This is a genomic window from Sphingobacterium sp. UT-1RO-CII-1, assembly GCF_026711005.1.
Taxonomy (GTDB): Bacteria; Bacteroidota; Bacteroidia; order Sphingobacteriales; family Sphingobacteriaceae; genus Sphingobacterium.
The window spans coordinates 1-24,763 of sequence record NZ_JAPPVJ010000009.1; the positions used below are offsets into that span (position 1 = coordinate 1).

General features: G+C 37.3%; 24 protein-coding genes. 8 read left to right on the forward strand and 16 right to left on the reverse strand.

The window, feature by feature from the left end:
* Positions 1-215 precede the first annotated feature (215 nt).
* The 6 genes from ORI89_RS16775 to ORI89_RS16800 form a co-directional block, all read right to left on the reverse strand.
* Positions 216-1,526: an NAD(P)/FAD-dependent oxidoreductase gene (locus tag ORI89_RS16775; protein ID WP_268231669.1), complete on the reverse strand. Its 1,311-nt coding sequence runs from the start codon at positions 1,524-1,526 to the stop codon at positions 216-218.
* Positions 1,527-1,658: 132 nt separating this feature from the next.
* Positions 1,659-2,942 (reverse strand): histidinol dehydrogenase, encoded by a 1,284-nt coding sequence (gene hisD / locus ORI89_RS16780; protein WP_268231670.1) that lies wholly within the window; start codon positions 2,940-2,942, stop codon positions 1,659-1,661.
* Entirely contained in the window at positions 2,943-3,794 is an 852-nt protein-coding gene (gene hisG / locus ORI89_RS16785) for an ATP phosphoribosyltransferase (protein WP_268231671.1), read from the reverse strand.
* A 245-nt stretch (positions 3,795-4,039) separates the two neighbouring features.
* Complete coding sequence (locus ORI89_RS16790; RefSeq protein WP_268231672.1) at positions 4,040-4,588, reverse strand: GNAT family N-acetyltransferase; 549 nt, start codon at positions 4,586-4,588, stop codon at positions 4,040-4,042.
* Positions 4,585-5,424: a prephenate dehydrogenase gene (locus ORI89_RS16795; protein WP_268231673.1), complete on the reverse strand. Its 840-nt coding sequence runs from the start codon at positions 5,422-5,424 to the stop codon at positions 4,585-4,587. Before ORI89_RS16795 ends, ORI89_RS16790 begins: the two co-directional genes overlap by 4 nt.
* Positions 5,425-5,477: 53 nt before the next feature.
* Positions 5,478-6,635: a pyridoxal phosphate-dependent aminotransferase gene (locus ORI89_RS16800; protein ID WP_268231675.1), complete on the reverse strand. Its 1,158-nt coding sequence runs from the start codon at positions 6,633-6,635 to the stop codon at positions 5,478-5,480.
* Positions 6,636-6,801: 166 nt separating this feature from the next.
* Between ORI89_RS16800 and ORI89_RS16805 the strand changes: the two genes are divergently transcribed.
* The 4 genes from ORI89_RS16805 (at position 6,802) to ORI89_RS16820 (ending at position 11,256) form a co-directional block, all read left to right on the forward strand.
* Positions 6,802-8,637, forward strand: a complete 1,836-nt coding sequence (locus ORI89_RS16805; RefSeq protein WP_268231676.1) for an ABC transporter ATP-binding protein — start codon at positions 6,802-6,804, stop codon at positions 8,635-8,637.
* A 73-nt stretch (positions 8,638-8,710) separates the two neighbouring features.
* Positions 8,711-9,910 (forward strand): aminofutalosine synthase MqnE, encoded by a 1,200-nt coding sequence (mqnE, locus tag ORI89_RS16810; RefSeq protein WP_268231677.1) that lies wholly within the window; start codon positions 8,711-8,713, stop codon positions 9,908-9,910.
* 4 nt (positions 9,911-9,914) lie between these two features.
* A complete protein-coding gene (locus tag ORI89_RS16815) occupies positions 9,915-10,541 on the forward strand; it encodes a histidine phosphatase family protein (protein WP_268231678.1) in 627 nt (208 codons plus the stop codon).
* On the forward strand, positions 10,534-11,256 hold the full coding sequence (locus ORI89_RS16820; protein ID WP_268231679.1) for a menaquinone biosynthetic enzyme MqnA/MqnD family protein: 723 nt from the start codon (positions 10,534-10,536) through the stop codon (positions 11,254-11,256). Before ORI89_RS16815 ends, ORI89_RS16820 begins: the two co-directional genes overlap by 8 nt.
* 89 nt (positions 11,257-11,345) lie before the next feature.
* Here ORI89_RS16820 and ORI89_RS16825 read toward each other — a convergent pair whose 3' ends face one another.
* The 3 genes from ORI89_RS16825 to ORI89_RS16835 form a co-directional block, all read right to left on the reverse strand.
* Positions 11,346-11,726, reverse strand: a complete 381-nt coding sequence (locus ORI89_RS16825) for a DUF423 domain-containing protein (protein WP_268231680.1) — start codon at positions 11,724-11,726, stop codon at positions 11,346-11,348.
* Positions 11,727-11,728: 2 nt separating this feature from the next.
* Entirely contained in the window at positions 11,729-12,412 is a 684-nt protein-coding gene (locus ORI89_RS16830) for a thioredoxin domain-containing protein (RefSeq protein ID WP_268231681.1), read from the reverse strand.
* Between the two features lie 74 nt (positions 12,413-12,486).
* Positions 12,487-13,077 (reverse strand): YceI family protein, encoded by a 591-nt coding sequence (locus tag ORI89_RS16835; protein WP_268231682.1) that lies wholly within the window; start codon positions 13,075-13,077, stop codon positions 12,487-12,489.
* Positions 13,078-13,527: 450 nt separating this feature from the next.
* Between ORI89_RS16835 and ORI89_RS16840 the strand changes: the two genes are divergently transcribed.
* Complete coding sequence (locus ORI89_RS16840; protein WP_268231683.1) at positions 13,528-14,148, forward strand: prolyl oligopeptidase family serine peptidase; 621 nt, start codon at positions 13,528-13,530, stop codon at positions 14,146-14,148.
* 125 nt (positions 14,149-14,273) lie between these two features.
* On the opposite strand, the gene ORI89_RS16845 is transcribed toward ORI89_RS16840, so the two are convergent.
* Positions 14,274-14,681, reverse strand: a complete 408-nt coding sequence (locus ORI89_RS16845; RefSeq protein WP_268231684.1) for a DUF5606 family protein — start codon at positions 14,679-14,681, stop codon at positions 14,274-14,276.
* A gap of 19 nt (positions 14,682-14,700) precedes the next feature.
* Positions 14,701-15,159, reverse strand: a complete 459-nt coding sequence (locus tag ORI89_RS16850) for a peptidylprolyl isomerase (RefSeq protein ID WP_268231685.1) — start codon at positions 15,157-15,159, stop codon at positions 14,701-14,703.
* 163 nt (positions 15,160-15,322) lie between these two features.
* Between ORI89_RS16850 and radC the strand changes: the two genes are divergently transcribed.
* Positions 15,323-16,012 carry a RadC family protein gene (radC, locus tag ORI89_RS16855; protein ID WP_268231686.1) on the forward strand — a complete coding sequence of 230 codons (690 nt, stop codon included), beginning with the start codon at positions 15,323-15,325 and terminating at the stop codon, positions 16,010-16,012.
* Between the two features lie 99 nt (positions 16,013-16,111).
* Here the strand turns inward: radC and ORI89_RS16860 are convergent, their stop codons facing one another.
* The 3 genes from ORI89_RS16860 to ORI89_RS16870 all read right to left on the reverse strand — a co-directional run bounded on the left by ORI89_RS16860 (position 16,112) and on the right by ORI89_RS16870 (position 18,880).
* A complete protein-coding gene (locus ORI89_RS16860) occupies positions 16,112-17,311 on the reverse strand; it encodes a pyridoxal phosphate-dependent aminotransferase (protein WP_268231687.1) in 1,200 nt (399 codons plus the stop codon).
* A 132-nt stretch (positions 17,312-17,443) separates the two neighbouring features.
* Complete coding sequence (locus ORI89_RS16865; RefSeq protein WP_268231688.1) at positions 17,444-17,818, reverse strand: DUF1573 domain-containing protein; 375 nt, start codon at positions 17,816-17,818, stop codon at positions 17,444-17,446.
* A gap of 99 nt (positions 17,819-17,917) precedes the next feature.
* A complete protein-coding gene (locus tag ORI89_RS16870; protein ID WP_442800895.1) occupies positions 17,918-18,880 on the reverse strand; it encodes a KpsF/GutQ family sugar-phosphate isomerase in 963 nt (320 codons plus the stop codon).
* A 102-nt stretch (positions 18,881-18,982) separates the two neighbouring features.
* Between ORI89_RS16870 and recQ the strand changes: the two genes are divergently transcribed.
* Together recQ and kdsA are read left to right on the forward strand one after the other, a co-directional pair.
* Positions 18,983-21,172: a DNA helicase RecQ gene (gene recQ / locus ORI89_RS16875; RefSeq protein ID WP_268231691.1), complete on the forward strand. Its 2,190-nt coding sequence runs from the start codon at positions 18,983-18,985 to the stop codon at positions 21,170-21,172.
* 113 nt (positions 21,173-21,285) lie between these two features.
* The gene (kdsA, locus tag ORI89_RS16880; protein WP_268231692.1) at positions 21,286-22,101 is read left to right on the forward strand and encodes a 3-deoxy-8-phosphooctulonate synthase; all 816 of its coding nucleotides are present in this window, start codon (positions 21,286-21,288) and stop codon (positions 22,099-22,101) included.
* Positions 22,102-22,145: 44 nt separating this feature from the next.
* Here kdsA and ORI89_RS16885 read toward each other — a convergent pair whose 3' ends face one another.
* Both ORI89_RS16885 and ORI89_RS16890 read right to left on the reverse strand, forming a co-directional pair.
* A complete protein-coding gene (locus ORI89_RS16885) occupies positions 22,146-22,484 on the reverse strand; it encodes a DUF2853 family protein (protein WP_268231693.1) in 339 nt (112 codons plus the stop codon).
* Positions 22,485-22,638: 154 nt separating this feature from the next.
* Positions 22,639-24,669, reverse strand: coding sequence for a M3 family metallopeptidase (locus ORI89_RS16890; RefSeq protein ID WP_268231694.1), 2,031 nt, complete (start codon positions 24,667-24,669; stop codon positions 22,639-22,641).
* Between the last annotated feature and the right edge of the window lie 94 nt (positions 24,670-24,763).

Below are 24,763 nucleotides of genomic sequence, written 5' to 3' on the forward strand. Positions count from 1 at the left end.
CTAGGTGCGGTACGCCCTATTATTCATTTGGTTGATGCCAGTCCTGTCCTACTAGGTCCAATGAGTAAAGTAGCTCAAAAAAAAGCTGTTCGTGCGGTATTGGAAAAACTAACGAAAAAAGATAAAAAATCTAAAAAGAAGTAGAATTATAGTTTATACTATATACTAGTTTTAGTAAAAATAAAAAGGCTGATATATAGAGCAGCCTTTTTATTTTAACGTTTTAGCGGAGTCTCTGTACGGACAGCATTATTGTCACTCTTACGTTCGCTGCGTATGATAAGTCGTAAACCCGAATTGGCGGAGTAAAATGACCAAACCCAGTTGCCTAAGAGTTTCCATTTGTTACGGAAACTAACGATAGGAATAAGGTGAATTACTAACCAAGTAATCCAAGCAAATAAACCTTTGTATGAACGTGTAGGGCTTAAATCTGCTACCGCTTTGTAGCGCGCTATAACGGCCATACTTCCTTTATCCCAATAGCGGAAAGGCTTCATTGCTTGTCCACGGTCTTTATTTGGGATGTTTTTTGAAAGCAATTGTCCCTGTTGTATGGCTACCTGAGCGAGTTGTGGGTGACCGTTTGGAAATTTAGGGTCAGTATCTTGGTAACAGATATCGCCAATAGCGAAAATATTATCGTAACCTTGAACAGCGTTAAATTCGTCAACTAAAACACGGCGTCCACGACCAAATTTTTCTGTAGGAATTCCGGGCAACTCACGGGCTATAACGCCAGAAGTCCATATTAATGTTTTTGTTTTAATTTTGGTGTCATCACTTAAAACAACAACATCATCTGTATAATCTTTAACAGCAACATTTAAGGTTACTTTTACATCGAGTTTTTCCAGTACATCTTTAGCTTCTTTTTGAGCTACTTTACTCATTGGACCTAGTAGGACAGGACTGGCATCAACCAAATGAATAATAGGGCGTACCGCACCTAGCTCTGGGTATTCTCTTTTGACAACACGATCGCTAAGTTCGGCAAGCATGCCCGAAACTTCAACACCTGAAGGGCCACCGCCTGCAACGACAATGTTTAAAAATGATTCCTGATCAGGATGTCCTTTGTGTTGTATATACTCTTCAAGGCTTAATAATATCTTATTGCGTATAGCTAGAGCATCCGTTATATTTTTCATTGGAAAAGCATTTTGCTTGACATTTTCCATTCCGAAATAATTGGTTTCGGTGCCCAGACCTAAAACAAGATAATCGTATGAAACGAAACCTGTATCAGTCTCAATGCGATTTGCTTCACTATCAATTCTTAGAAGCTTGCCTAAGTGAAAGGAAAAATTTGTGTTTTTTTTGAACATCTTCCTAAATGGCCTGCTAATATTGGAGTTCTCAATAAAAGCAGTAGCTACTTGATAAATAAGCGGAGGGAAAAAGTTGTAGTTGTTGATGTCAACTAGAGTAACATGATACTGAGGGTTGTTGCCCAAGGATTTGATGAAGTTGACTCCCGCGAAACCTCCACCGACAACAACGATCTGTTTTTTATTGTCTGCCATAAAAAAGCTATTCATTATATAACATTATTTAGTAGCTTGTTAGATTGATAAGAACTTTGATCTACTAAATAAATAAGTTGCAAAGATATTAAAAAAAGGGCTACATACTATGTTAGAGCCCTTTTTCTTTTGTTATTTTCGGATTGTCATGGCATGCTTGTGCGCATGTAATCCTTCTAGCTCGGCAAGTAGCTCTACGGTAGACCCGATCTGAGCAATACCTTCTTCGGTAATATGCTGAAATGTTATTTTTTTTACAAATGAATCGACAGAAACACCCGAATAGGAGCGGGCATAACCCGAGGTCGGTAAGGTGTGGTTTGTGCCTGATGCATAGTCGCCTGCACTTTCCGGCGTTAAATGACCTAAGAATACCGAACCCGCTTGTTGCACAAGTGGTATTAAGTCGTTCCAAGAGTCCGTTTCTAAGATTAAGTGTTCTGGCGCGTATTGATTGGAGAATAGCATAGCTTCTTTTAAATCTTTTGCGAGAACTGCATAGGAGTTTTCAATTGCTTTTGTGGCAATAGCAGCACGGGGAAGATCTTTTAATTGCTTTTCAAGTTCTTTATTAACAAGATTTATTAAATCTTTTGAAGTACTGACTAAAATTGCCTGGCTATCGGTGCCATGTTCAGCTTGTGCTAAAAGATCAGCAGCTATATAGGCGGGGTTTGCAGTATGATCAGCAATGACGAGAACCTCAGAAGGGCCGGCGGGCATATCAATGCTAACATTGCTGATGCTTTGCACCATACTTTTTGCCTTTGTTACGTACTGGTTTCCTGGTCCGAAAATTTTATCAACCTTGGGTATGGATTCTGTACCAAAGGCCATTGCAGCAACAGCTTGAGCTCCCCCAACCAAGTAGATACGATCGATTTTAAGTAGATGTAAACAATAGGCTACATAACCATTTATTTTACCGTTTTGTTGTGGTGGAGAGCATACAATGATTTCTTTACAGCCCGCAATACGAGCCGGCACACCTAGCATTAAAAGTGTACTTGGAAGTACAGCTGTTCCGCCTGGAATGTATAAGCCTACTTTTTCTATTGGGCGTGGCTCACGCCAGCATTTTACACCGGGCATCGTTTCTAGACGCCTTTCGCGACGCTGTTGTATGCTGTGAAATTTATGAATATTTTGAAAGGCTATTTCAAGTGCTCGCTGTTGATCACGACCAATGGTCATTGCTAACTCTAGAATTTCATCGGCATCTAGATAAAGTTTATTTAAGGTTACTTTGTCAAATTGCAAAGCAAGATCTTTTAAAGCTTGATCACCACGGGTTTTAACATCCGTTAATAATTCTTGCACAGTAGCCTGTATGGTATGGCTATCATCGGTATTGCGAGCAATGATCTTATCGATATCCGAAGCGGAAAGTTCGCTATAGATGTATTGTTTTAACATTTACAGTATTATTTTTTCTATCGGCATAACGACAATTCCTTGTGCTCCTGCCGCTTTTAACTTATTGATTTTGTCCCAAAAATCATCTTCTGTGATGACTGTATGAACAGCAACCCAGCCTTCATCGGCCAATGGAACGACAGTAGGGCTTTTTACACCATGTAAAAGCTCGGTAATTTGAGGGAGGTTTGTGCGTTCTACGTTTAGAACAACGTATTTCGTTTCTTTTGCTAAGAGAACAGATTGCAGACGTTGCATCAATTCGCATAAAATAGGATTTTCCGTAAGGCCATCACGACCTATAAGGATAGCCTCAGAACTGCGTACGTCAGCAAATGGTTTTAATCCGTTGTTTTTTAGTGTAGTACCGGTGGAAACAATGTCGCAGATAGCATCACTAAGTCCTAAACCTGGAGCAATTTCTACAGAACCGGATATTTCTTGGATTGAAGCATTGATTTTGTATTCGTCTAAAAACTCTTGCAGAATAACCGGATAGGAGGTGGCAATTGACTTACCCTCAAGGTCTTTAAGTTCGGTTATTTCTGAGCTAGTTGGAACTGCTAGCTTCAACATGCATCGGCCGAAACCTAAGCGCTGCAGATAGCTTACTTTTGCACGACTTTCGTCAATGACATTTTCACCAACAATACCTAAATCTGCAATGCCTTGTGCAACATAGCCAGGAATATCATCGTCACGAAGAAAAAGTATTTCTAGGTTGAAGTTGTTTACTTTGGTGATTAAAGAGCTTTTATAGTTTTCAAAACTAAGACCGCAATTTTTTAATAACTGAACGGATTTTTCGTTTAATCTACCCGATTTTTGGATAGCTATTTTAAGATTTTTCAAAATATCGTTTTTTTGTGTGCTGTATATTAATAAAACTGGAAATAACTCGGGGGTTGTCTTGCTTCACGTAGAAACACATTACATTACATATCGCCATAATGGCGATGATGTGTATGTGCATGATGTGTGAACAAGTAAGTCATTGTTTATTAATAATTCAACAAAATTAACGTATTGCTCGATATTTTGCAAATAATATGGGGTTAAATTTGTGGTTATTTTATGGTCTGTTGTAAGAAGTAGGGCTAATGGCTTTGAAAGAAGCTGTTAGAAGGAGGAAGTTGACCGTCTTTTTTAGAGATAACGTATTCCAACTGTATAGTTGTGGGGTCGGCAGGAGCAGGGTAACTGTTTGTTTTTGTGGCTCCTAGCTTGACTAGCGCCGCCTGCGAGCGAAAATTACCTTGGCGGACATGAAATATAACCTGATCAGCAAAGGTAAAAGCATAGTCCAGCATGAGGTTCTTGAGGATACTATTGAATCCGGTGCCCCAGTATTTTGTAGCAATGAATGTGTAGCCTATGGCTACTTTTTTGTTGCTTTTATCATACTGATAGTAAGAAGTAGCACCAACGATTTTATTTGTCTTTTTGTCTATGACAAGATAAGGTTGATCAGTTTCCAATAGCTTATGAAAATAGGTGCTAAACCCTGCTGGAAGGTAGCGGTCGCTGTCGGGGTGTTGGGCCCAAATGTTTTTATCTGAAGCTACTTGATATAGACGTTCATAATCATCCATGGATAGACCTTGGAGGGAAATTGTTTCGTTTTCAAGTAGCTTCGGAATCATCATTTTATGATACGTTTAATTTTATTTGATTTTTTAATGAGCTTATGTAGACTTGGATAATCTTCTGACTCCAGGGTGTCATGTAGTTTTTGCAGTTGGTTGATATGTTCTTCTAAAACTTCAAGGACATTGGTCCGATTTTGTCGAAAAATTGGCGTCCACATATCAGGTGAGGATTTTGCTAAACGTACTGTGGATTGGAAGCCAGAGCCAGCAAGTTCAAAAATACGGCCCTGTGACTTTTCTTTTTCCAATACAGTAAGGGCAAGGGCAAAAGATGTTAAATGCGAAATGTGGGATACATAGGCAGTGTGCATGTCGTGTTCGTCGGCATTCATAAATGAAGTCTGCATTTCGAGTTGCTCTGTAATAGAGTCTGCTATTTCAAAAGCATCTTCATCGGATTTAAAAGCTTCAACATACACCATCATTTTGTCCTTAAATAGACCCGATATCGCAGCTTCTGGACCAGAATATTCGGTTCCGGCCATGGGGTGGGCAGCAACATAGCGGCCTCTTTTAGGATGATCATTGATGAGGGATAAGATATTACTTTTGGTTGAGCCCATATCGATAACAACCTGATCGGTGACCTGATCTAAAATCTGTGGAAGCATGTTGATAATGGCATCAACTGGTACAGTTAGAATGATTATCTTGCTGTTTTTTATAGCATCTTCTAAAGATTGTATTTCATCAACCAAGCCTAGCTGTAAAGCTTTCTTTTGGTTGCTTTCACTTTTTTCAACGCCTATTATTTTGTCGGAAAAATTGATTTCTTTGAGTCGGATACCTATAGATCCGCCAATTAAACCTGTTCCGACTATCGCTATATTCATTTTGAATAATTATTTTAAGCTTGTTATACTTTTAGTTTTTTACCTACTATATATTATGCTTGAGACAACCGCTGTAAGGTTTCTTTTAATACAGCTGGATTGGCACATAAGCTTATGCGTATATATGCATTGCCAGCTGAACCAAAAATACCTCCGGGCGTAATAAATACATGTTTATTGTATAATACATCGTCGCACAGGGCGTAGCCATCTGAATAGTTGTTTGGTATGCGTGCCCATACAAAAAGACCGACCTGCGCCTTATCGTATGTACAGCCAAGCTGGTCCATGATTGCGAATACAAGCTCACGGCGTTGTGCATATTCTGTGTTTAGTTGGGTATACCAAGAGCTGTCAAGACTCAAGGCTTTGGCTGCGGCAAGCTGTAACGGTAAAAACATGCCTGAATCCATGTTGCTTTTAAAGCGGAGGATTTCATTGATACGGTTTGCATCAGCGGCAAGCATCCCAATGCGCCATCCGGCCATATTGGATGATTTACTGAGAGAATTTAGCTCAATGGCAACCTCTTTTGCTCCGTCGACTGCAAGTATACTTTGTGGCTTATCGTTAAGAATAAAGCTGTAGGGGTTGTCATGGCAGATAAGAATATTATGTTTTTTACCGAAAGAAATGATCCGTTCGAACAAGTCATGTGTAGCTAATGATCCTGTTGGCATATGTGGGTAATTGATCCACATCATTTTAACAGCGGTTAGATCAAGCTTTTCTAAAGACTCTAAATCAGGAAGCCAGTTGTTGGCTGCCTGTAATTCGTAAGGAAGAATAGTGGCTCCCGTGATACGGACGGCACTGCTATAGGCAGGGTATCCCGGGTTGGGAATCAATACCTGGTCTCCCTCCTGCAAGTAAGTCATACAAATATGCACGATACCTTCTTTGGAACCTATTAAGGGCATGATTTCGGTGTTGGGATCTAGCTCTACCTGATAATAGCGTTGATACCAATCGGCCATGGCTTGACGTAGCTCTAGAGCACCTTTGTAGTTTTGATAACCGTGGGTGTTGTTTTTTGAAGCTTCGTCTGTTAATACCTGAATAACATCGGGGTGCGGAGGTAAATCAGGGCTTCCTATGCCCAGATTAATTATAGCAGCCCCCTGCTTACGCATTTCGTCTATTTCTCGTAATTTTTTCGAAAAATAGTACTCTTCCGTATGTTCTAGCCTTTGGGCAACCTTAATATTCATTTTTTTTTGATATTGAAAAACATGGGCAAAATTACAGTATTATACGTAATAAAACGTCTTTATAATTGAAAAAATATCAAATCACAGTAACAATGCGGCAATAGTATGGAGAATTGAAATGCTTGACTTATTTATTTTACTTACTTTTGTGATCTTATAAGTATATATGAAGACATATTTTAGACTGTTGTCATTTGCTAAACCAATCAGCAAGTTTGCAATACCCTATGTTTTTTGTACAATAATCACGGTTGTATTTGGGACTTTAAACTTGGCTTTGTTGATGCCGCTTTTATCCGTGTTGTTTAAAAGCGGTAAGGAGGTCGTAGAAACAGCAGTGCCTTTATTGCAAAGACCAGAGCACTTTTACGAAATAAAAGATTGGTTCAGTTATCTGTCCAATACATTGTATGTAGAGCTGGGACCTTATGAGGCACTTAAATATATTTGTATTGTTATCGTGATTTCTGTGTTTATCTCTAATCTTTTTCGCTATTTATGTCAACGGATTATGGAGAACTTTAGGATACATACGTTGTTGAAGTTACGTAAAGCAGTGTTTGATAGTGTAATGGAACTTCATTTAGGTTTTTTTTCAAACCAGCGGAAAGGGGATGTTATTTCTAAAATTGCTTCAGATGTACAAACTGTTCAGTATTCGGTGACAGGGACACTGCAGGTAGTGTTTAAGGAACCGCTTCAGTTAATCGCTTATTTAGTTGCTTTATTTTTACTGTCTCCGCAATTGACATTGTTTTCAATGGCAGTTATTCCGGTTTCTGCTTTTTTGATAGCGCGTATTGTGAAAGGCTTAAAGAAAGAAGCACGCGCAGGACAAGAGTCTTTTGCTAATATGATTACATATCTGGATGAAGCGTTGTCAGGTATAAAAATTATTAAATCTTTTAATGCAACAAGATTTGTTAAAGATCGTTTTCACAACGAGAATGAGGAATTTGCTTCCATCATGCGTAAAATGGCTGCAAGACAACAAATGAGTTCGCCTGTTTCAGAGTTGTTGGGGGTTATTATGGTGGCCATTATATTATTGTATGGCGGAAGTTTGGTGTTGTCAGGGGAAGGAAGTTTATCAGCTGAAGCATTCATTACCTATATCGGTATTTTTTCGCAGGTAATGCGTCCGGCTAAAGCATTAACAGATTCATTTAGTGGTATTCATAATGGTCTTGCAGCGGGAGAACGTGTGTTGGAACTCATTGATGAAAAATGTCTGGTTGAGGATAAGGAAAATGCAATTGCTGTAAATTCATTTGAAAATGCTATTCAATTTAAAAATGTTGATTTTAGTTACGGTGAGCGTACTGTTCTTAAGAAACTTAATCTTTCGATAGAAAAAGGACAAACCGTAGCATTAGTAGGACCTTCGGGAGGAGGGAAATCAACATTGATTGACTTGATACCCCGTTTTATGGATGTTAAATCAGGCGCTATTTATTTTGATGCTACAGATGTAAGAGATATAAAACAAGATTCTTTGCGAAATTTAATTGGCATGGTAAATCAAGAGTCTATATTATTTAATGATAGTATTTTTAACAATATAGCTTTTGCGCGTCCGGATTCTACACAGGAAGAGGTAGAAAATGCGGCGAGAATTGCAAATGCACATGAGTTTATCGTACATACAGAATTTGGCTATCAAACAAATATAGGAGATCGGGGTGCAAAGTTGTCAGGAGGGCAGAGGCAGCGTATTTGTATAGCAAGAGCTGTATTGCGCAATCCACCTATTATGTTGTTGGATGAAGCTACATCTGCTTTGGACACCGAGTCTGAAAAATTGGTGCAGGAGTCTTTGTATAAGTTGATGGAAAACAGAACGACAGTCGTTATAGCTCATCGTTTGAGTACTATACAAAATGCAGATAAAATTGTGGTTATAGATGGAGGACGTATTGTGGAGGAAGGTACACACCAAGAGTTGGTTAATAAAGAAGGGCTGTATAAAAGGTTGATAGATATGCAGCAGTTTGTTGATTAGTAGAATAGAAAGGCGATTGAAAAATCGCTTTTTTCTTTGCTATTTGGTACATTTGTTTAGATAGGAAAAAGAAATGAACGCAACGCAAAAGCTTGAATTTTTAATAAGAGATAAGAATTTAGACGCCGACTTAAAATATATTGCAGAAAAGGTTATCGATGAAAATCGTATTACTTTTGATGAAGGAGTTATATTGTATGAACGAGGTGAGTTGGGCTACCTAGGTGTTTTAGCCAATTATATACGGGAAAAAAGACATGGAGATTACACCTATTTCAATAGAAATTTTCATATAGAACCTACTAACGTATGTGTCTATGATTGTAAGTTCTGCGCCTATTCGAGGTTGATAAAAGAGCGTGACCAGGGATGGGAGATGGATGTGGATGGCATGATGGAAGTGGTGCGTAAATATGACGGAGAACCCGTGACAGAGGTGCATATAACAGGTGGAGTTGTGCCGAAGCAAAACCTAGACTTTTATGCCGACTTTTTTAAGAGATGTAAAGCACATAGACCAGATTTGCATATTAAAGGTTTAACTCCAGTAGAATATTATTATATATTTAAAAAAGCAAAGCTTAGCCATTATGAAGGGTTGAAGTATTTGCAGGAATGCGGACTGGACTCAATGCCAGGAGGTGGAGCTGAGATTTTTGATCCGGAAATACGTGAAAAAATAGCTGGAGATAAATGTACAGCGGAGCAATGGCTGGATATTCACGAACAAGCCCATTCTTTAGGAATGCGGACCAATGCTACTATGCTTTATGGCCACATAGAAGAGTTTAGGCATCGGGTAGACCATATGGATCGATTAAGACAGTTGCAGGATAAAACAGGAGGATTTCAGACATTTATACCGTTGAAGTTTAGAAATCAAGGTCATCAGATGTCGCATGTACCCGAAGTTTCTGTGATTGAAGATTTGAGAAACTATGCCGTAGCGCGTATTTATATGGATAATTTTGACCATATCAAAGCTTATTGGGCTATGATATCTCGGGATACAGCTCAGCTTTCTTTAGCTTTTGGGGTAGATGATATTGATGGCACATTGGATGATACGACTAAAATATATTCGATGGCAGGCGCAGAGGAGCAAAATCCTGGAATGAGTACACAAGAGGTGGTAGAGCTGATTAGAAATGTGGGAAGACACCCTATTGAAAGGGATACATTGTATGAAGTTGTAACTGATTACAGGAATGTAGTGTTTGAAGGTGCTGTAAAGCCAAAATATTATTCTTTACCTGTGGTAGAACAAAAATAGAGTAGTGAAGAAAACTTTTTATTTTATAAGACACGGACAGACTGACTTAAATAAAAAAGGTATAGTGCAAGGAAGGGGCATTGACTCGCCATTAAATGAGCAGGGAGAAATGCAATCTAAAGCTTTTTTTGAAGCGTATAAAGAAATACCTTTTGATAAAATTTATACCTCGACTTTATTAAGAACAAGGCAAACAATTGCTTCATTTGTAGAACTGGGGATTCCAAGCGAGGAACTATCTGGCTTAGATGAGATAAGCTGGGGAACCTATGAGGGAAAAGTGCAGGATGAATCGATTATGAAAGGTTTTGAAGAGCTGATTTTAGCGTGGAAAAACAATGACTTGGATAAAGCCGTAGAGCAAGGTGAATCGCCTAATGAGTTGGTTGCACGACAAAAAAAAGCAATAGAATATATGTTGGCTCAACCCGATGAGCAGACGGTGCTGGTATGTATGCATGGGCGTGCACTAAGGGTGATGCTTTGTCATTTGTCGGGTGTTCCTGTTCATAAAATGTATGAGTTTTTACATACAAATACAGCTTTGTATATTCTTGAATTTGAAAACGATCTGTTTTCAATAGTTGATCATTATAATATTAAACATTTGGAGCTTCTATTAGATGAGTAAAATTTCTATATCTGCAGTTTCTTATACCAATACACTTCCTTTTTTACAAGGTATACGGAATGCAGAAATTATGGGTGATATTGATTTGCATTTAGATTACCCAAGCGAATGTGCGCGCAAGGTTTTAACAGGTGAAGTGGATATGGGAGTAATACCTGTGGCTGCTTTGGCGGAGATGGACAACTTTTTTATAATCGGTGATTTTTGTATCGGGAGTGATGGAGCAGTTGATTCGGTATTTGTTTTTTCTCAAAAACCGATTGAGGAGGTTGAAACATTATCTCTGGATGAACAGTCTAGGACATCAAACGGCTTAGCCCGAATATTGCTGAAACATTATTGGAAAAAAGAGGTGAAAATTGTCGGTGCTGAAGAAAATGCGGATGCCTATGTTTTGATAGGTGACCGTACATTTGGAAAAAAGGAGAATGTACCTTATGCGTATGATCTTGGTCATTATTGGAAGGAGTTGACAGGCTTACCTTTTGCATATGCAGTTTGGGTAGCGAATAAAGCTTTGCCAGAAGAATTTGTAGTGAAATTTAATAAAGCACTTGCCGAAGGAGTGACGCAAACGGAAGAAGTGTTGATTGGACTTCCGCAATATCCGAATTTTAACTTAAAGAAGTATTTGACGGAAAATTTAAGTTATGACCTGGATGAGGGTAAAAAGAAAGCGATTCAACAGTATTTAAATTATTTTCGATCATTGTAGGTAGATAAAATAGTGTTGAATTGTTATATATAGTCAGAGCTCGTTTTAATACAACGAGCTCTGACTATTATAGGAGCGATTTATGGCATTTAACCATTTATAAAACTGACCAATAGTGATATCCAGCCTATAATAAGTATTAATCCACCTAAGGGGGTGATAGGGCCCAAAAAACGTAATCTGATTTTCCAAAAGTCGCCAAAAGATAATAAGTAGATACTGGTGGAAAATAAAAATGTACCTATGCTGATGCCATAATAACTTAAACGCATACTGTACATAGAAAAATCTCCTACATAACCAATAATAAGTAAAGAAAGGGCAGCATACATTTGATAGCGTACACCTACCTCAAAGGATTGTAGTTTTTCTTCTGATATTAACTTTTTGAAAGCATGTGCGCCAAAAGCTCCTAATAAAATCGCCGTAATGCCGAATAAGGCTGCTGTAATTAAGACGGTTTGATTCATGATTATTTATAGGATTTTAGAATGTCTAAAAGAGCTTGTTCTTCGATTAATGCGGAATGTTGCCAGACTAACTCTCCTTTTTTATAAAGTTCAAGACGCGGTAGAGCCTTTATTTGTAGTTCTTTTAATAAAGAAGCATTTTGATCTGCATCAATAAAAACGACCTCTACACCATAACTTTTGTTTTCGTTAATTTTCTCGAGGTAAGGTTTCATTTTTCGGCAAGGAGCACACCATTTTGCGGTATAGTCGATAAGTACTAAATGGTTGTTTGATTTTAATTTGTCAAATTCATTGCGGCTGATACCTTTAGTGTTATCAGTGTCATCGAGGTTGCTATTTGCACGCATTTTAAGCATGCCTCCGTCTAGTTCATAAACTTTATACCCTTGGTCTGTTAATAACTTTGCCGCGCTTTCACTACGGCCTCCGCTAAAACAAAAGAGATAAATAGGTTGCTTTTTATCAAGCTTGGAAATTTCGGATTTAAATACCTCAGGCTGGTTCCAGTCTATATTTTTAGCGTGAAGAATTGTCCCGTTTTTAAATTCTTCCGCTGTGCGGACATCGAGTAGGGTAATATTGTTGTTATCAACTTTGTTTAAGAAGTCATCTGCTGATAATTTTGTTTGCGCTGTAATAGTGGATACGCAGAATAGGCTTATAAAAAAAATAATATATCGCATCTTAGTTTGTTTTGATAAACAAAGGTAAGAATAACGCATCACTTTAATAAAGTGATGCGCTTTATTTGCTTATATTAGTTTTTTACAACCTCTACGTTTACTATAATGTCAACATTGGCAGCAACAGCGGGTATTCCGCTAGGAAGTATGTCGTTATAGCTAACATTGTAATCTAATCTATTAATAGTAGTTTTAGCAGTGAAACCGGCGCGTGTCATGCCCCAAGGGTCAGTTATGATTCCATTATTTTGAGTAACTTCGAAACTAACTTGTTTTGTGATATCACGTATAGTTAAGTCACCTATTAAAGTAAACTGTCCATTAGTTCCTTTCTTTAATACGCCATTTTTGAATGTAAGTTTAGGGAATTTTTCTACATTGAAGAAATCATCACTTTTTAAGTGTGTATCTCGTGCTTCAACACGTGTGTTTATGCTGTTGGCGTCTATGCTAAAATTAACTTTGGCGCCCTCAAAGTTGTCAGCAGTTTTTGCATCTACGGATCCTTCAAGGCTAGTGAATTCGCCATCAATCATAGCGAGGCCTAAATGTTTAACGGCGAAACGTGCATTTGTGTGCGCAGGATCAACGGACCAACCAACTTGTGCAAAGGCTGTATGAAACAAAATGCCAACAGCAACGAATAGTTTTAAAATAGTTTTCATATGTATATAAATTATTCTGAGAGCCCGTGAGCTCAATTTGTTTTTTAATAACTATATGAAATACTCATCTGTCTTTGTGTTTCTTGATGTTTGTATGTTTATCTGTATCAATGAAACTCGTTCGACTCGGTTTTTAAAACATGAGAATTTCATACCTGTACTATTTATTTAAAACAAAGTTAGCAGACCAAAAAGTGAAAAGCATTGATCTATGATAAGAACAGTAAAATGATAGATAATGTTTGATTTAGAGTAGAATAACTGAAAATAGTTTCACCAATGTCATTTTATCTATTACAGACTATGAAACGAATTGGACTAAAAGTAGTATTTTAGAGTAATCAATTAGGTTCGCAGTTTTAGTCAAGAGTTTTATTGTATATGGTTAGGTGTTTTGTCTTTTTTGTAGTTTTTACTATTAGTAACTATTTGTTTGCACAGCAAACGGCTGTGAAAAATAAGACCGCTTATAATTTTCTGGTAGATGAGGAAAAGTATGATGAAGCAATTAAAAGTCCTTTGTTAATTTTTTTACATGGACGAAGTCTTTCAGGTACGGATCTGAATAGAGTAAAAAGATATGGCGTTCTTTATGCTAAAAGTAGAGGGCTGGAAATACCTTCTTCACTAATTGTAGCTCCGCAAACGAATAATGGTTGGGACCCTGATAAAGTAAAAGAAGTGTTGGATTATATGATGAAACATTATAATGTAGACGAAAATCGCGTTTATGTATGTGGAATGAGTATGGGAGGTTATGGCACTATGGATTTTGTTGGGAAGTATCCTGAATCGATAGCGGCAGCGGTGGCGATATGTGGAGGAGGAACACTTAAATATGCGGAAAATTTAGCCAAAGTACCTGTCTGGCTGCAACATGGTAGTGCAGATAGGGCGGTGCCAAGTTCGGAATCGAAGAAGATCTATAAAGCTATAAAAACTGCAAATCCTGATGCCGATGCAACACTAACTATAATCTCAGGAGGAACACATGGTAGTGTTGAGCGTTTATTTCATAGAGATGAAATTTATGAGTGGATGTTTAAATATACGAAGGAAACGAGTTTGTGATAAAGTGAGGATATTTTGCTAATGTGGATTTCAAAAAAGTTGTTTAATAGCGGAAATAAAAAAGCCTTTACTTCAAAACCTAAATTAGGAAGGGTAGTAAAGGCTTTTATAGATAAAGAGTTTGTTTAGCTTTGTAAAGGAGCAGGAGCTTCTTCGTCAAATAGCGGTAACTCTTTAATAATATTGTACCATGTAATTATCTTTTTGATATCAGAAGAATAGACACGAGACTCGTCGTGACCAGGGGCTACTTCACGGAAAAAATCACGCAAGGTGTCGCCACTTGATTTTGCATCAGGTGTATCTACTCCTTTTTCTTTAATCGTTTCGAAAATATCTATTAAACGGATTTCATCATCATTTCCGTAAATAGTGATATCTTCTAGGGTGGCCATTTTCGTCGTTGAAAGGTTTGCCGTAGATTTTATTTTCTTTTCATCTAATGTTTCTAAGATAAATCCAGCTTTATTCTGACCTATTAATTTGAAAAGTCCAGGTTTTCCTGTTACTGATACCAGTGCTCTTAAATTCATAATTGTATATACTGTTGTTTTAATCTTCGATAACTTCAATTCCTAAAATGCGATCACCCTGTGCAATGCTATCAACTAAATCAACATTTTCTACTACTTTTCCAAAGCATGTGTGGTTTCTGTCAAGGTGTGCTGTGTTGTTGCGGCTATGGCATACGAAAAACTGGGATCCGCCTGTATTACGTCCAGCATGTGCCATTGAAAGAACACCACGGTCGTGATATTGGTTTTCGCCGGTTAGTTCACAATCTATTTTATAGCCTGGCCCACCTGTTCCTGGCATGCCTGTAGCGCCTTCACGTGTATTAGGGCATCCCCCTTGAATAACGAAGTCAGGAATTACACGATGAAAGGTTAAACCATCGTAATAACCTGATTTTGCTAGTTTAATAAAATTAGCCACAGTATTTGGAGCATCCTCTGTATAAAACTGTACAGTCATGTCACCTTTTTCCGTCTTGATTATTGCTTTACTCATAGTTTTAATAATTTAACTTATGGAGATGCAAAGATAGAGTTTCTAGCTGAAAAAGACCATTTTGTTTTTAAGTGTAAGCATTAATCTTCTTTTAGTCAGGTGTTTGGTTTTTAAATCAGTAAGAAATAGTTATATTTAATGACCATTTGTAAGCCAAAAAGCGATGATTAAAAGTAAAATTAATAATTGGGCAGAGGAAGATCGGCCGAGAGAGAAGTTATTGAGATTAGGAAGACGAGCATTGAGTAATGCAGAATTGTTGGCAATTCTTATTCGATCGGGAACACAAGGAGAAAGCGCTGTTGATCTCGCTCGACGGATATTACTTGATGTTGGTAATGACCTTAACAATTTATCCAAGCTCGATGAGCTAGAACTATCAAAATATAATGGAATCGGTGAAGCTAAGGCTTTAAGTATTATAGCAGCATTGGAGCTGGGAAGGAGAAGAAAGGAGATGCCACAACAGACGAGACCTGTCTTACGTACCAGTCGAGATGTTTTTAACCATTTTAGAGAGCAATTGCAGGATATACCTCACGAAGAGTTTTGGGTGATTTACTTAAATAGAGGTTCGTTTATTTTAGATACGCAAATGATAGGGAAGGGAGGCTTGGACTTTACGCCAGTAGATATTAAGGCGATATTAAGGTGTGCATTGATGGTGAAAGCTGTTTCAATTATTTTAATTCATAATCACCCTTCAGGGGCATTGTGGGCCAGTGAATCTGATAAACTAGTTACAGATAAAATAGTAAGAGCTGCAGAAACTTTGGATTTACATGTAGCAGATCATGTCATTTTTACTGAAGATAGTTATTTTAGCTTTAGAGACAGAGGTTTATTAGGCTAAGAAAAATATTGCTATCGGTTGTTTTAGAGAGTGGCGCATAAAAGGCTGTGTGATTAACACAGCCTTTTATTTATAGTTTTTTAAAATTATTTGATTGATTTAGTCAACTCTTCCAGGATAAGCTTCCAAAGCTTTTTCTAAGCAGATGAGCGCTTTTTGAAGCTCACTACCCTTGAGTACATAGGCTATTCGAACTTCGTTCATGCCTGAGCCAGCTGTGCTATAAAAGCCGGTCGCAGGAGCCATCATTACAGTTTCATCGTTATATGAAAATTCTTCTAGTATCCATTGACAGAACTTGTCAGCATTGTCGATAGGGAGCTTAGCCACGACGTAAAAGGCACCGCCTGGATTTGGACAGAATACGCCCGGGATTGTATTTAAACCCTTTACTAAAATATCACGTCTAGCAGTATATTCTTTAGAAACAGCTTCAAAATAGCTGTCCGGCGTGTCAATAGCTGCCTCTCCCGCAATTTGGCCTTCTAAAGATGGGCTTAGTCGAGCTTGTGCAAACTTTAAAGCAGTTTGATAAAGCTCTTTGTTTTTTGTAATCAAGCAACCAATACGTGCTCCACAAGCTGAGTAACGCTTCGAAACGGTGTCTAAGATAACCACGTTCTCTTCGAGTCCTGGAATATGCATAGGCGATATAAATTCGCGTCCGTCATAGCAAAACTCTCTGTATGCTTCGTCGGAAAACAAGAAAAGGTCATGTTTTAGACAAAGCTCTTTAAGTGCTTCTAACTCTTCACGTGAATATAAGTAGCCTGTAGGATTATTGGGGTTACAAATTGCAATTGCTTTTGTTTTGTCTGTAATTAGTTTTTCAAACTCACTTATTGCAGGAAGTGCAAAGCCATTTCCTATATAGGACATGATGGGTTTCACTACAACATCTGCCGAGCAGGCAAACCCATTATAGTTAGCGTAAAAAGGTTCAGGAATAATAATCTCTTCACCAGGATTTAAGCAAGCTTGCATAGCTATTGTTATCGCCTCAGAGCCTCCATTAGTAACCAATATGTCAGTGGGTGTTATACCATAGTTTAATTTATTGTAATAGTCGGCAAGCTTTGCGCGGTATGAGGCAGTGCCTTCTGAAGCTGTATATGCCCATATTTTAAAATCTATGTTTTTTAGGGCATTTAGCATCACTTCCGGAGTGTCTATATCCGGCTGTCCAATATTTAAGTGATAGATTTTTTTTCCTTCTTTTTTGGCTTGATCGGCAAAAGGAGTTAGCTTCCGTATAGGGGAAGCTGGCATGTTAAGGCCTTTTTGTGATATTTTGGGCATTTCTATATTGGTGTTAACTTTATTATTTATGCAAAATAATAAAAAGAATTTATTCTAAAGATGACGATTGTCATTACTGCATAAAAAAAGCCATCTGAAGATGGCTTTGTAAGATTCATTAAATTTAAAATATTATTCTACAGTTCCTTTAACCGTTAATGTTTTTACGGGTGTTTTGGTATTTGATTTTACTGTGAATTGCTTCGTAAAAGGACCTTTTGTAGCTGCATTGTACGTAACAGAAATAGTTCCGCTTTCTTCCGGTTTAATAGGAGTTTTGGTAAACTCTGCAACTGAACAGCCACATGATGGCCTTACTTCAGATAATATGATTGGAGCAGTTCCAGTATTTGTAAACTTGAAGTCATATGATGCCGGTTTATTATAGGGAATTGTCCCAAAGTCATGTGTTTCTTTTTCGAACTTTAGTTCACCTATGGAAAGTGCCATAGAGGTAAAGCCAATAATAGCTACGAAGACTGTTAATATTCCTATTACTTTTTTCATTGTTTTGTGTTTAGATAATGTTTCAAACAAAAGATAGACCAAAATTATGAAATAAGAAGGTCTTTTTATTGTTTTAACATAATTATTACAATAGTACGCTTAGATAATACCTTCTTTTAATAGGTCTTGTATGTGTATAATTCCTGTGTATTTTCCCTGGTCAGTGACGAGTAACTGCGTGATGTTGTTTTGTCGCATAGTGTGTAGGGCGTCAGCAGCAAGGGCCTTACGATCTATTGTTTTGGGCTGTTTGGACATAATATTAGCAGCAGTAATTTGGCTTAAATCATCGTGTTGTTCGAGCATGCGACGAATATCACCATCTGTAATAATACCCATGATGTTGTCCTGCTCGATAACGGCGGTTGCTCCTAAGCGAAATTTTGTAATGTTAATTATCGTGTTTCTAACGCTTGTGGCAGGTGATACCTCAGGTCTACCGTTATTGTCAGACAAATCACTTACCTTGAGATATAGCTGCTTCCCAAGCGCTCCACCGGGATGATATTTAGCAAAGTCTTGGTCTGAAAATTGTCTGCAGGTTTGTAGGCAAACAGCCAGAGCATCGCCCATTGCTAATTGAGCAGTTGTACTGGTGGTAGGCGCTAGGTTGTTGGGGCATGCTTCGCGCTCAACGGTTGTGTCAAGTATATAATTCGCTTGCTTCGCTAAAAAAGAATCAATATTACCTACCAGAGCCACTAAGGTGTTGTTACTTTGTTTAAGAAAAGGGATTAAGACCTTTATTTCTGGTGTATTTCCACTTTTTGAAATAGCAATAATGAGATCATTATCTTGGATAATACCTAAATCGCCGTGAATAGCATCAGCGGCATGCATAAAAATGGAAGGTGTACCTGTTGAATTAAAGGTGGCCACTATTTTTTGTGCAATGATAGCACTCTTGCCAATACCGGTCACGATTACTCTTCCAGAAAGCTTTAGTATTTGATTTACAACGCTTACAAAGTCATCATTTATATGATGGGTAAGGTTTTTAATAGCAGTAGCTTCAAGGTTCAATGTAGCGATTGCTGTGTTTTTTATGTCGATGTTGTGTATCACAGAAAAAATGTCTATTTTTATTTTAAATAAATTACAAAAGTAAGGTATTTAAAATTCAAAAATGTCATACGTACATTTTAATTTTTTGTGTTTAAGTCGATGGAAATAGAAAAGTCATTATTTGACAATCTGCAGGAGTTTTTTGGTTTTGATACGTTTAAAGGTGATCAGGAAGCTATTATAACAACAGTGCTAGATAAGAAAGATGCATTTGTTATAATGCCAACAGGAGGAGGGAAATCCATCTGTTATCAGTTGCCTGCTTTAATGAGTCAAGGTACAGCAATCGTGATATCACCACTAATAGCTTTGATGAAAAATCAAGTGGATCAATTGCGTGCTTTTGGAGGAAATGATAGCATTGCACATTTTTTAAACTCATCCTTAAATAAAGGCGAGATAACGCGTGTAAAACAGGATGTTGTTGATGGAAAAACGAAGCTTTTGTATGTAGCGCCCGAGTCTTTAACTAAGGAAGAAAATGCGCAGTTTCTTAAATCAATAAATGTGTCTTTTGTAGCTATTGATGAAGCGCACTGTATTTCAGAATGGGGGCATGATTTTAGACCTGAATATAGAAGAATACGCCAGGTAATTAATAACATAGGTGACCGTATTCCAATTATTGCTTTAACAGCGACGGCAACACCAAAAGTACAATCAGATATTCGGAAGAACCTGCAAATGAATGACGCTGTTTTGTTTAAGTCTTCATTTAACCGCCCGAATTTATACTATGAGGTTCGCCCTAAAAAAGAGGTTGTGAAAGAAATGGTTCGCTTTATAAAGGCTCATAGTGGGAAGACTGGAATTGTATATTGTTTAAGTCGTAAAAAGGTAGAAGAGATTGCTGAAGTGCTTAATATTAATGGTATCAAGGCATTACCTTATCACGCAGGCTTGGATGGGAAAACAAGAGCCGAAACACAAGATAAGTTTTTAATGGAAGATGTAGAAGTGATTGTAGCAACAATTGCTTTTGGGATGGGGATAGATAAACCGGATGTACGTTATGTTATTCATCACGATATTCCAAAATCTATGGAAGGTTATTATCAAGAAACCGGTCGAGCAGGTAGAGATGGAGGAGAAGGTCATTGTCTTTCTTTTTACTCAGAGAAAGATGTCGAAAAGTTAAGTAAGTTTATGAAAGATAAACCTGTTTCTGAACGAGAAATAGGTACCCAGATATTAAAAGAGGTTATTGATTATTCTGAATCATCTGTTTGTAGACGCAAGCAAATACTACATTATTTTGGAGAACAGTTTGACGAGACCGGTTGCAATAATATGTGTGATAATTGTAGAACGCAGAAGAGCTACTTTGAAGCCGAGGAGTCTTTAATAGAAGTACTTGGTTTTATAGATAAAGAAGGAGATAAGTTCGACGATCATCATATTATTAATGTGTTACTGGGACAGAATAATCAACCAGTTTCCGCATACAAGCATGATCAGCACCCGCTTTTTGGTAAGGGTAAAGAGAAAGGTCATAACTATTGGAACTCTTTAATTCGACAGGCAGAGCTGAATGGCTTTATAAAAAAGGATATCGATCAATATGGCTTGTTATTGTTAACAGAAAGTGGGAAGAAATATTTGTCAAATCCGTATGCTATTAAATTTATTTTGAATAGACCAATGGGAACGAGTGATGATACAGGAGGAGAGGAGACTGTGCAGGGAGCAGGAGTCTTGGACTCAGTTCTTTTAAGTATGTTAAAAGAGCTGCGAAAAAAACTTTCTAAACAAAAGTCATTGCCACCGTTTGTTATTTTCCAAGATCCCTCGTTGGAGGAGATGTGTACACATTACCCGATTAGTTTGGATGAATTAAAACAGATACAGGGTGTAGGTGCGGGCAAAGCAAATAAATTTGGATTACCTTTCGTCAATCTGATTAAACAATATGTTGAGGATAATGATATTGATCGAGCTCAAGATTTGGTGGTGAAAGGGACAGCAAATAGGTCGGCACTTAAAGTATCTATAATACAAAACATTGACCGTAAGATAGGCCTGGAAGATATAGCTTCCTCTAAAGGCATCAGCTACGAGAATTTATTGAAAGAGGTGGAGTCCATAGTGAATTCCGGAACAAAACTAAATATCTCTTACTTTGTGGATGAAATGATAGATAGTGACAGGCAGGATGAAGTTTATGATTACTTTAGTACTGCTGAAGTAGACTCTATTGAAGAAGCTCTGAAAGAACTTGGTGAAGAGGACTATACATACGAAGATATTCAGTTGATGCGTATTAAGTTTATTTCTGAATTGGGTAATTAAATGTATGTCTTGCAAAAATTATAGTTCGCTGTTTTTATCTCTATTAAAAAAGTTTAAACTCAAGTGAGCTTGTGACATTTGTTTATCTTTGTATTTAATTTTTAATTTACATCATGATTCAAAAATATTTACCCGGGATAAAGCACGCCGATTCAGATCAGTTTTTTCTTATGGCAGGACCATGTGCTATTGAGGGAGAAGATATGGCACTGCGTATTGCTGAACGTATTATAAAAATAACAGATAAGCTTAATATTCCTTATATTTTTAAGGGATCTTACAGAAAGGCAAATAGATCTAGGGTTGATTCATTTACGGGTATCGGTGATGAAAAAGCTTTAAAGGTACTTGAAAAAGTGGGGCAGGCTTTCGGAGTTCCGACGGTAACCGATATTCACGAAAGTCATGAAGCTGAAATAGCTGCTGCCTATGTTGATGTTTTACAAATACCAGCTTTTTTATGCAGACAGACAGAATTATTATTGGCTGCTGCTCAAACTGGTAAAGTTGTCAATATCAAGAAAGGTCAATTTTTATCAGCAGGCTCTATGCAGTTTGCAGTGGATAAAGTGAAAGAAGCAGGAAATGAAAAAGTATTTTTGACAGACCGTGGAAATACTTTTGGATATCAAGACTTAGTTGTTGACTTTAGAGGTATACCAGAAATGCGTGGATTTGATGTCCCTACAATTATGGATTGTACACACTCACTACAGCAGCCTAATCAAAACACTGGTGTTACTGGCGGACGTCCAGAGCTTATAGAAACTATCGCAAAAGCTGCCATCGCAGTGGGAGCTGATGGCTTGTTTATAGAAACACATCCAGACCCTGCCAATGCAAAATCAGATGGGGCCAATATGTTACACTTGGATCATCTTGAAGGCTTGTTAACGAAGCTGGTTAGACTGAGACAAGCAGTAATATAATGTATATAAAAAAGCCATCTTAATAATAGATGGCTTTTTTATAATTAAGCGTAAATACCTTCTTTTTTGAATTTCTTAACCAAAAGAGCGTAGACTATAGCTCTGTATTTTGATTTGTTAGATCGGCCTACCTGCTCTATAACTTCATCAATAGCTTTATCTAACTCAGGACTGTCTTTTAATCCAAGTTTCTTTATTAGAAAGTTGTCTTTAAGTCTTTGAATCTCGGCCTTGTCAGTAGCTGCAATTGTTTCAGCATCTGCTTTATAGATTGATGGACCTAGACCTTTTGTAACCTTAGTTAAAAGCTGGTCGTCAATATTTAATTTTAATTTTTTCGCTTCAGCAATGTATGCTGCTGTTTTTTCTTCTAATTTACTCATTACCTTTAATTTATAAATGTTTTGTATATTATAAAGTTAACGATTAGTTTTATGAAAAGAGGAAATATTACTGCGATTATTTATACAAAGTAGTCGTTTTTTTTCTAAAATGTAGAAGAATGTCTATCAAAGTCCATAAATTCAAGCATAATAATCATTTGATTAGGCCGGCACGTTTTAGTAAAGCATCTACAGAGGGGTTTCGCCCTCGAAAGTTTAGGTACAGCTTAGAAGGATGAATAGTTCCTCCTTTTGAAAGAATCTCTCGTTGTAGCTTTTGTGCTGTTTCCTTGTCGAATATCCCTTTCTCTTTAAAAAGCTGAAATGCATCCGCATCTAAAACTTCAGACCATTTGTAACTATAGTAGCCAGAAGAATACCCGCCATTAAATATATGGGAGAATGCGGTGCTCATTGCATTATCCTTTATGTCAGGGAACAATGTGGTCGAAGCAAAACAAGAGTTTTCGAATTCTTTAATGTTGGTAATCGATGTGGGATCTTGCGCGTGCCACCCCATATCTAGAAGTCCAAAGCTTAATTGACGTAAGGTAGACATTCCTTCCATAAAGGATGCAGACTCTCTTATCTTATTAATGTACTCCATAGGAATAGTTACTTGCGTTTCGTAATGTTTTGCAAATAATGTTAATGCTTGTTCTTCGTAGCACCAGTTTTCCATTAGTTGGCTTGGTAGTTCGACGAAGTCCCAATAGACAGAGGTGCCAGAGAGGACAGGGTATGTGCTTTCTGCTAAGATGCCATGTAGGGCATGTCCGAACTCGTGAAATAGAGTTTTTACTTCGCTAAATGTCAGTAAAGAAGGTTTGCTGTTTGTTGGGCGAGTAAAATTGCATACTATGGATACATGAGGGCGCTCTTCTACACCATTATTTATATATTGTGGTTTAAAAGAAGTCATCCATGCACCATTTCTTTTACCCTTACGAGGGAAAAAGTCTGCATAGAATACAGCAATAAGTTTTTTGTTTTGATCTCTTACTTCGTAAGTCTGAACTTCTTCATGGTATTTGTCAATATTATACACTTCTGTGAAGTGGATGTCGAATAGTTTTTCTGCTATAGTAAAAGCGCCTTGTAGTACATTCTGTAATTCAAAGTAAGGTTTTAAAATCTCATCATTTAAATTAAATTTTTCCTTTTTAAGCTTTTCACTATAATAGGCACTATCCCATTTTTCTAGGGTTGAAATACCATCAATTGTATAGGCAAAATCCCTTAATTCTTTGAATTCTTGTTCTGCGGCAGGTTTGGCTTTGATAAGTAGATCGTTTAAAAAGGATTTTACCTTATCAGGGGTCTCTGCCATACGTTGTTCTAAAACAAAGTTTGCATGCGTATTGTAGCCTAGTAATAATGCACGCTGATGGCGGAGATTAGCAATTTTTAATAAAATCTCTTCATTATTATACTTGTTGTTCTGAAAACCCTTCTTTCCAGCAGCTACGGTGAGCTCTTTCCTTAATTCTCTATTATCTGAGTAGGTGATGAAAGGAATATAGCTTGGATAGTCAAGCGTGAATATCCAACCTTTTTTACCATGTGTTTCGGCCAGTTCTTTTGCTGCTTCAATAGCCCCTTGTGGTAAACCTGATAAATCAGCTTCATTTGTGATGAGTAATTGATAGGCATTTGTTTCGGCAAGTATATTCTCGCCAAATTTCAATTTTAAAGTAGAAAGCTCACTGTCTATTTCTCGTAATTTATCTTTTTCTATATCATTGAGTAAAGCTCCATTTCTTGTGAAATTACGGTAAGATTTTTCTAAAAGGGTCTGTTGCTCGTTTGATAGAGAAAGTAAATCTTTACTATTATACACTTCTTTGACTCGTTGAAAAAGTGCGAAATTTAAGGTGATATCATTTTGTAAAGCAGATAGTTTAGGAGCAATTTCCTGGGCTATTTTGTCCAGATCGTCATTCGTCTCTGCGCTATGCAAGTTGAAAAATATATTGGATATACGGTCAAGGTGAAGGTCAGCAAATGCTAGTGCCTCAATAGTGTTTTCAAAAGTTGCTGCCTTTGTGTTATTTGCAATGGATTCTATTTTATTCTTTGTCTCTTGAATTGTCTTTTCAAATGCAGGAACGTAATCTGCAGTATTTATTTGGGAGAACGGTGCAGTATCATGCACAGTTTGAAACGGTTTGTTTAAAATACTCATGAAGTAAAATTACGAGAATTAGAGTGAATTGAGGTACAGAAAAGTTGAATTATATTGTAAAGCCATGTTTTTGAATTATCTTCTATTTTTAGAG

Excerpts from the sequence above, each read along its gene's own strand:
- mqnE (WP_268231677.1), top strand. The coding sequence starts at position 8,711 with ATGAACGCAACGCAAAAGCTTGAATTTTTAATAAGAGATAAGAATTTA.
- ORI89_RS16885 (WP_268231693.1), bottom strand. The coding sequence starts at position 22,484 with ATGAGTAAATTAGAAGAAAAAACAGCAGCATACATTGCTGAAGCGAAA.
- hisD (WP_268231670.1), bottom strand. The coding sequence starts at position 2,942 with ATGTTAAAACAATACATCTATAGCGAACTTTCCGCTTCGGATATCGAT.
- kdsA (WP_268231692.1), top strand. The coding sequence starts at position 21,286 with ATGATTCAAAAATATTTACCCGGGATAAAGCACGCCGATTCAGATCAG.
- recQ (WP_268231691.1), top strand. The coding sequence starts at position 18,983 with ATGGAAATAGAAAAGTCATTATTTGACAATCTGCAGGAGTTTTTTGGT.
- ORI89_RS16820 (WP_268231679.1), top strand. The coding sequence starts at position 10,534 with ATGAGTAAAATTTCTATATCTGCAGTTTCTTATACCAATACACTTCCT.
- ORI89_RS16825 (WP_268231680.1), bottom strand. The coding sequence starts at position 11,726 with ATGAATCAAACCGTCTTAATTACAGCAGCCTTATTCGGCATTACGGCG.
- ORI89_RS16830 (WP_268231681.1), bottom strand. The coding sequence starts at position 12,412 with ATGCGATATATTATTTTTTTTATAAGCCTATTCTGCGTATCCACTATT.
- ORI89_RS16800 (WP_268231675.1), bottom strand. The coding sequence starts at position 6,635 with ATGAATATTAAGGTTGCCCAAAGGCTAGAACATACGGAAGAGTACTAT.
- ORI89_RS16775 (WP_268231669.1), bottom strand. The coding sequence starts at position 1,526 with ATGGCAGACAATAAAAAACAGATCGTTGTTGTCGGTGGAGGTTTCGCG.
- ORI89_RS16860 (WP_268231687.1), bottom strand. The coding sequence starts at position 17,311 with ATGCCCAAAATATCACAAAAAGGCCTTAACATGCCAGCTTCCCCTATA.
- ORI89_RS16845 (WP_268231684.1), bottom strand. The coding sequence starts at position 14,681 with ATGAATTTAAGAGCACTGGTATCAGTAACAGGAAAACCTGGACTTTTC.
- radC (WP_268231686.1), top strand. The coding sequence starts at position 15,323 with ATGATTAAAAGTAAAATTAATAATTGGGCAGAGGAAGATCGGCCGAGA.
- ORI89_RS16805 (WP_268231676.1), top strand. The coding sequence starts at position 6,802 with ATGAAGACATATTTTAGACTGTTGTCATTTGCTAAACCAATCAGCAAG.
- ORI89_RS16835 (WP_268231682.1), bottom strand. The coding sequence starts at position 13,077 with ATGAAAACTATTTTAAAACTATTCGTTGCTGTTGGCATTTTGTTTCAT.
- ORI89_RS16790 (WP_268231672.1), bottom strand. The coding sequence starts at position 4,588 with ATGATGATTCCGAAGCTACTTGAAAACGAAACAATTTCCCTCCAAGGT.
- ORI89_RS16865 (WP_268231688.1), bottom strand. The coding sequence starts at position 17,818 with ATGAAAAAAGTAATAGGAATATTAACAGTCTTCGTAGCTATTATTGGC.
- ORI89_RS16850 (WP_268231685.1), bottom strand. The coding sequence starts at position 15,159 with ATGAGTAAAGCAATAATCAAGACGGAAAAAGGTGACATGACTGTACAG.
- ORI89_RS16890 (WP_268231694.1), bottom strand. The coding sequence starts at position 24,669 with ATGAGTATTTTAAACAAACCGTTTCAAACTGTGCATGATACTGCACCG.
- ORI89_RS16795 (WP_268231673.1), bottom strand. The coding sequence starts at position 5,424 with ATGAATATAGCGATAGTCGGAACAGGTTTAATTGGCGGATCTATAGGT.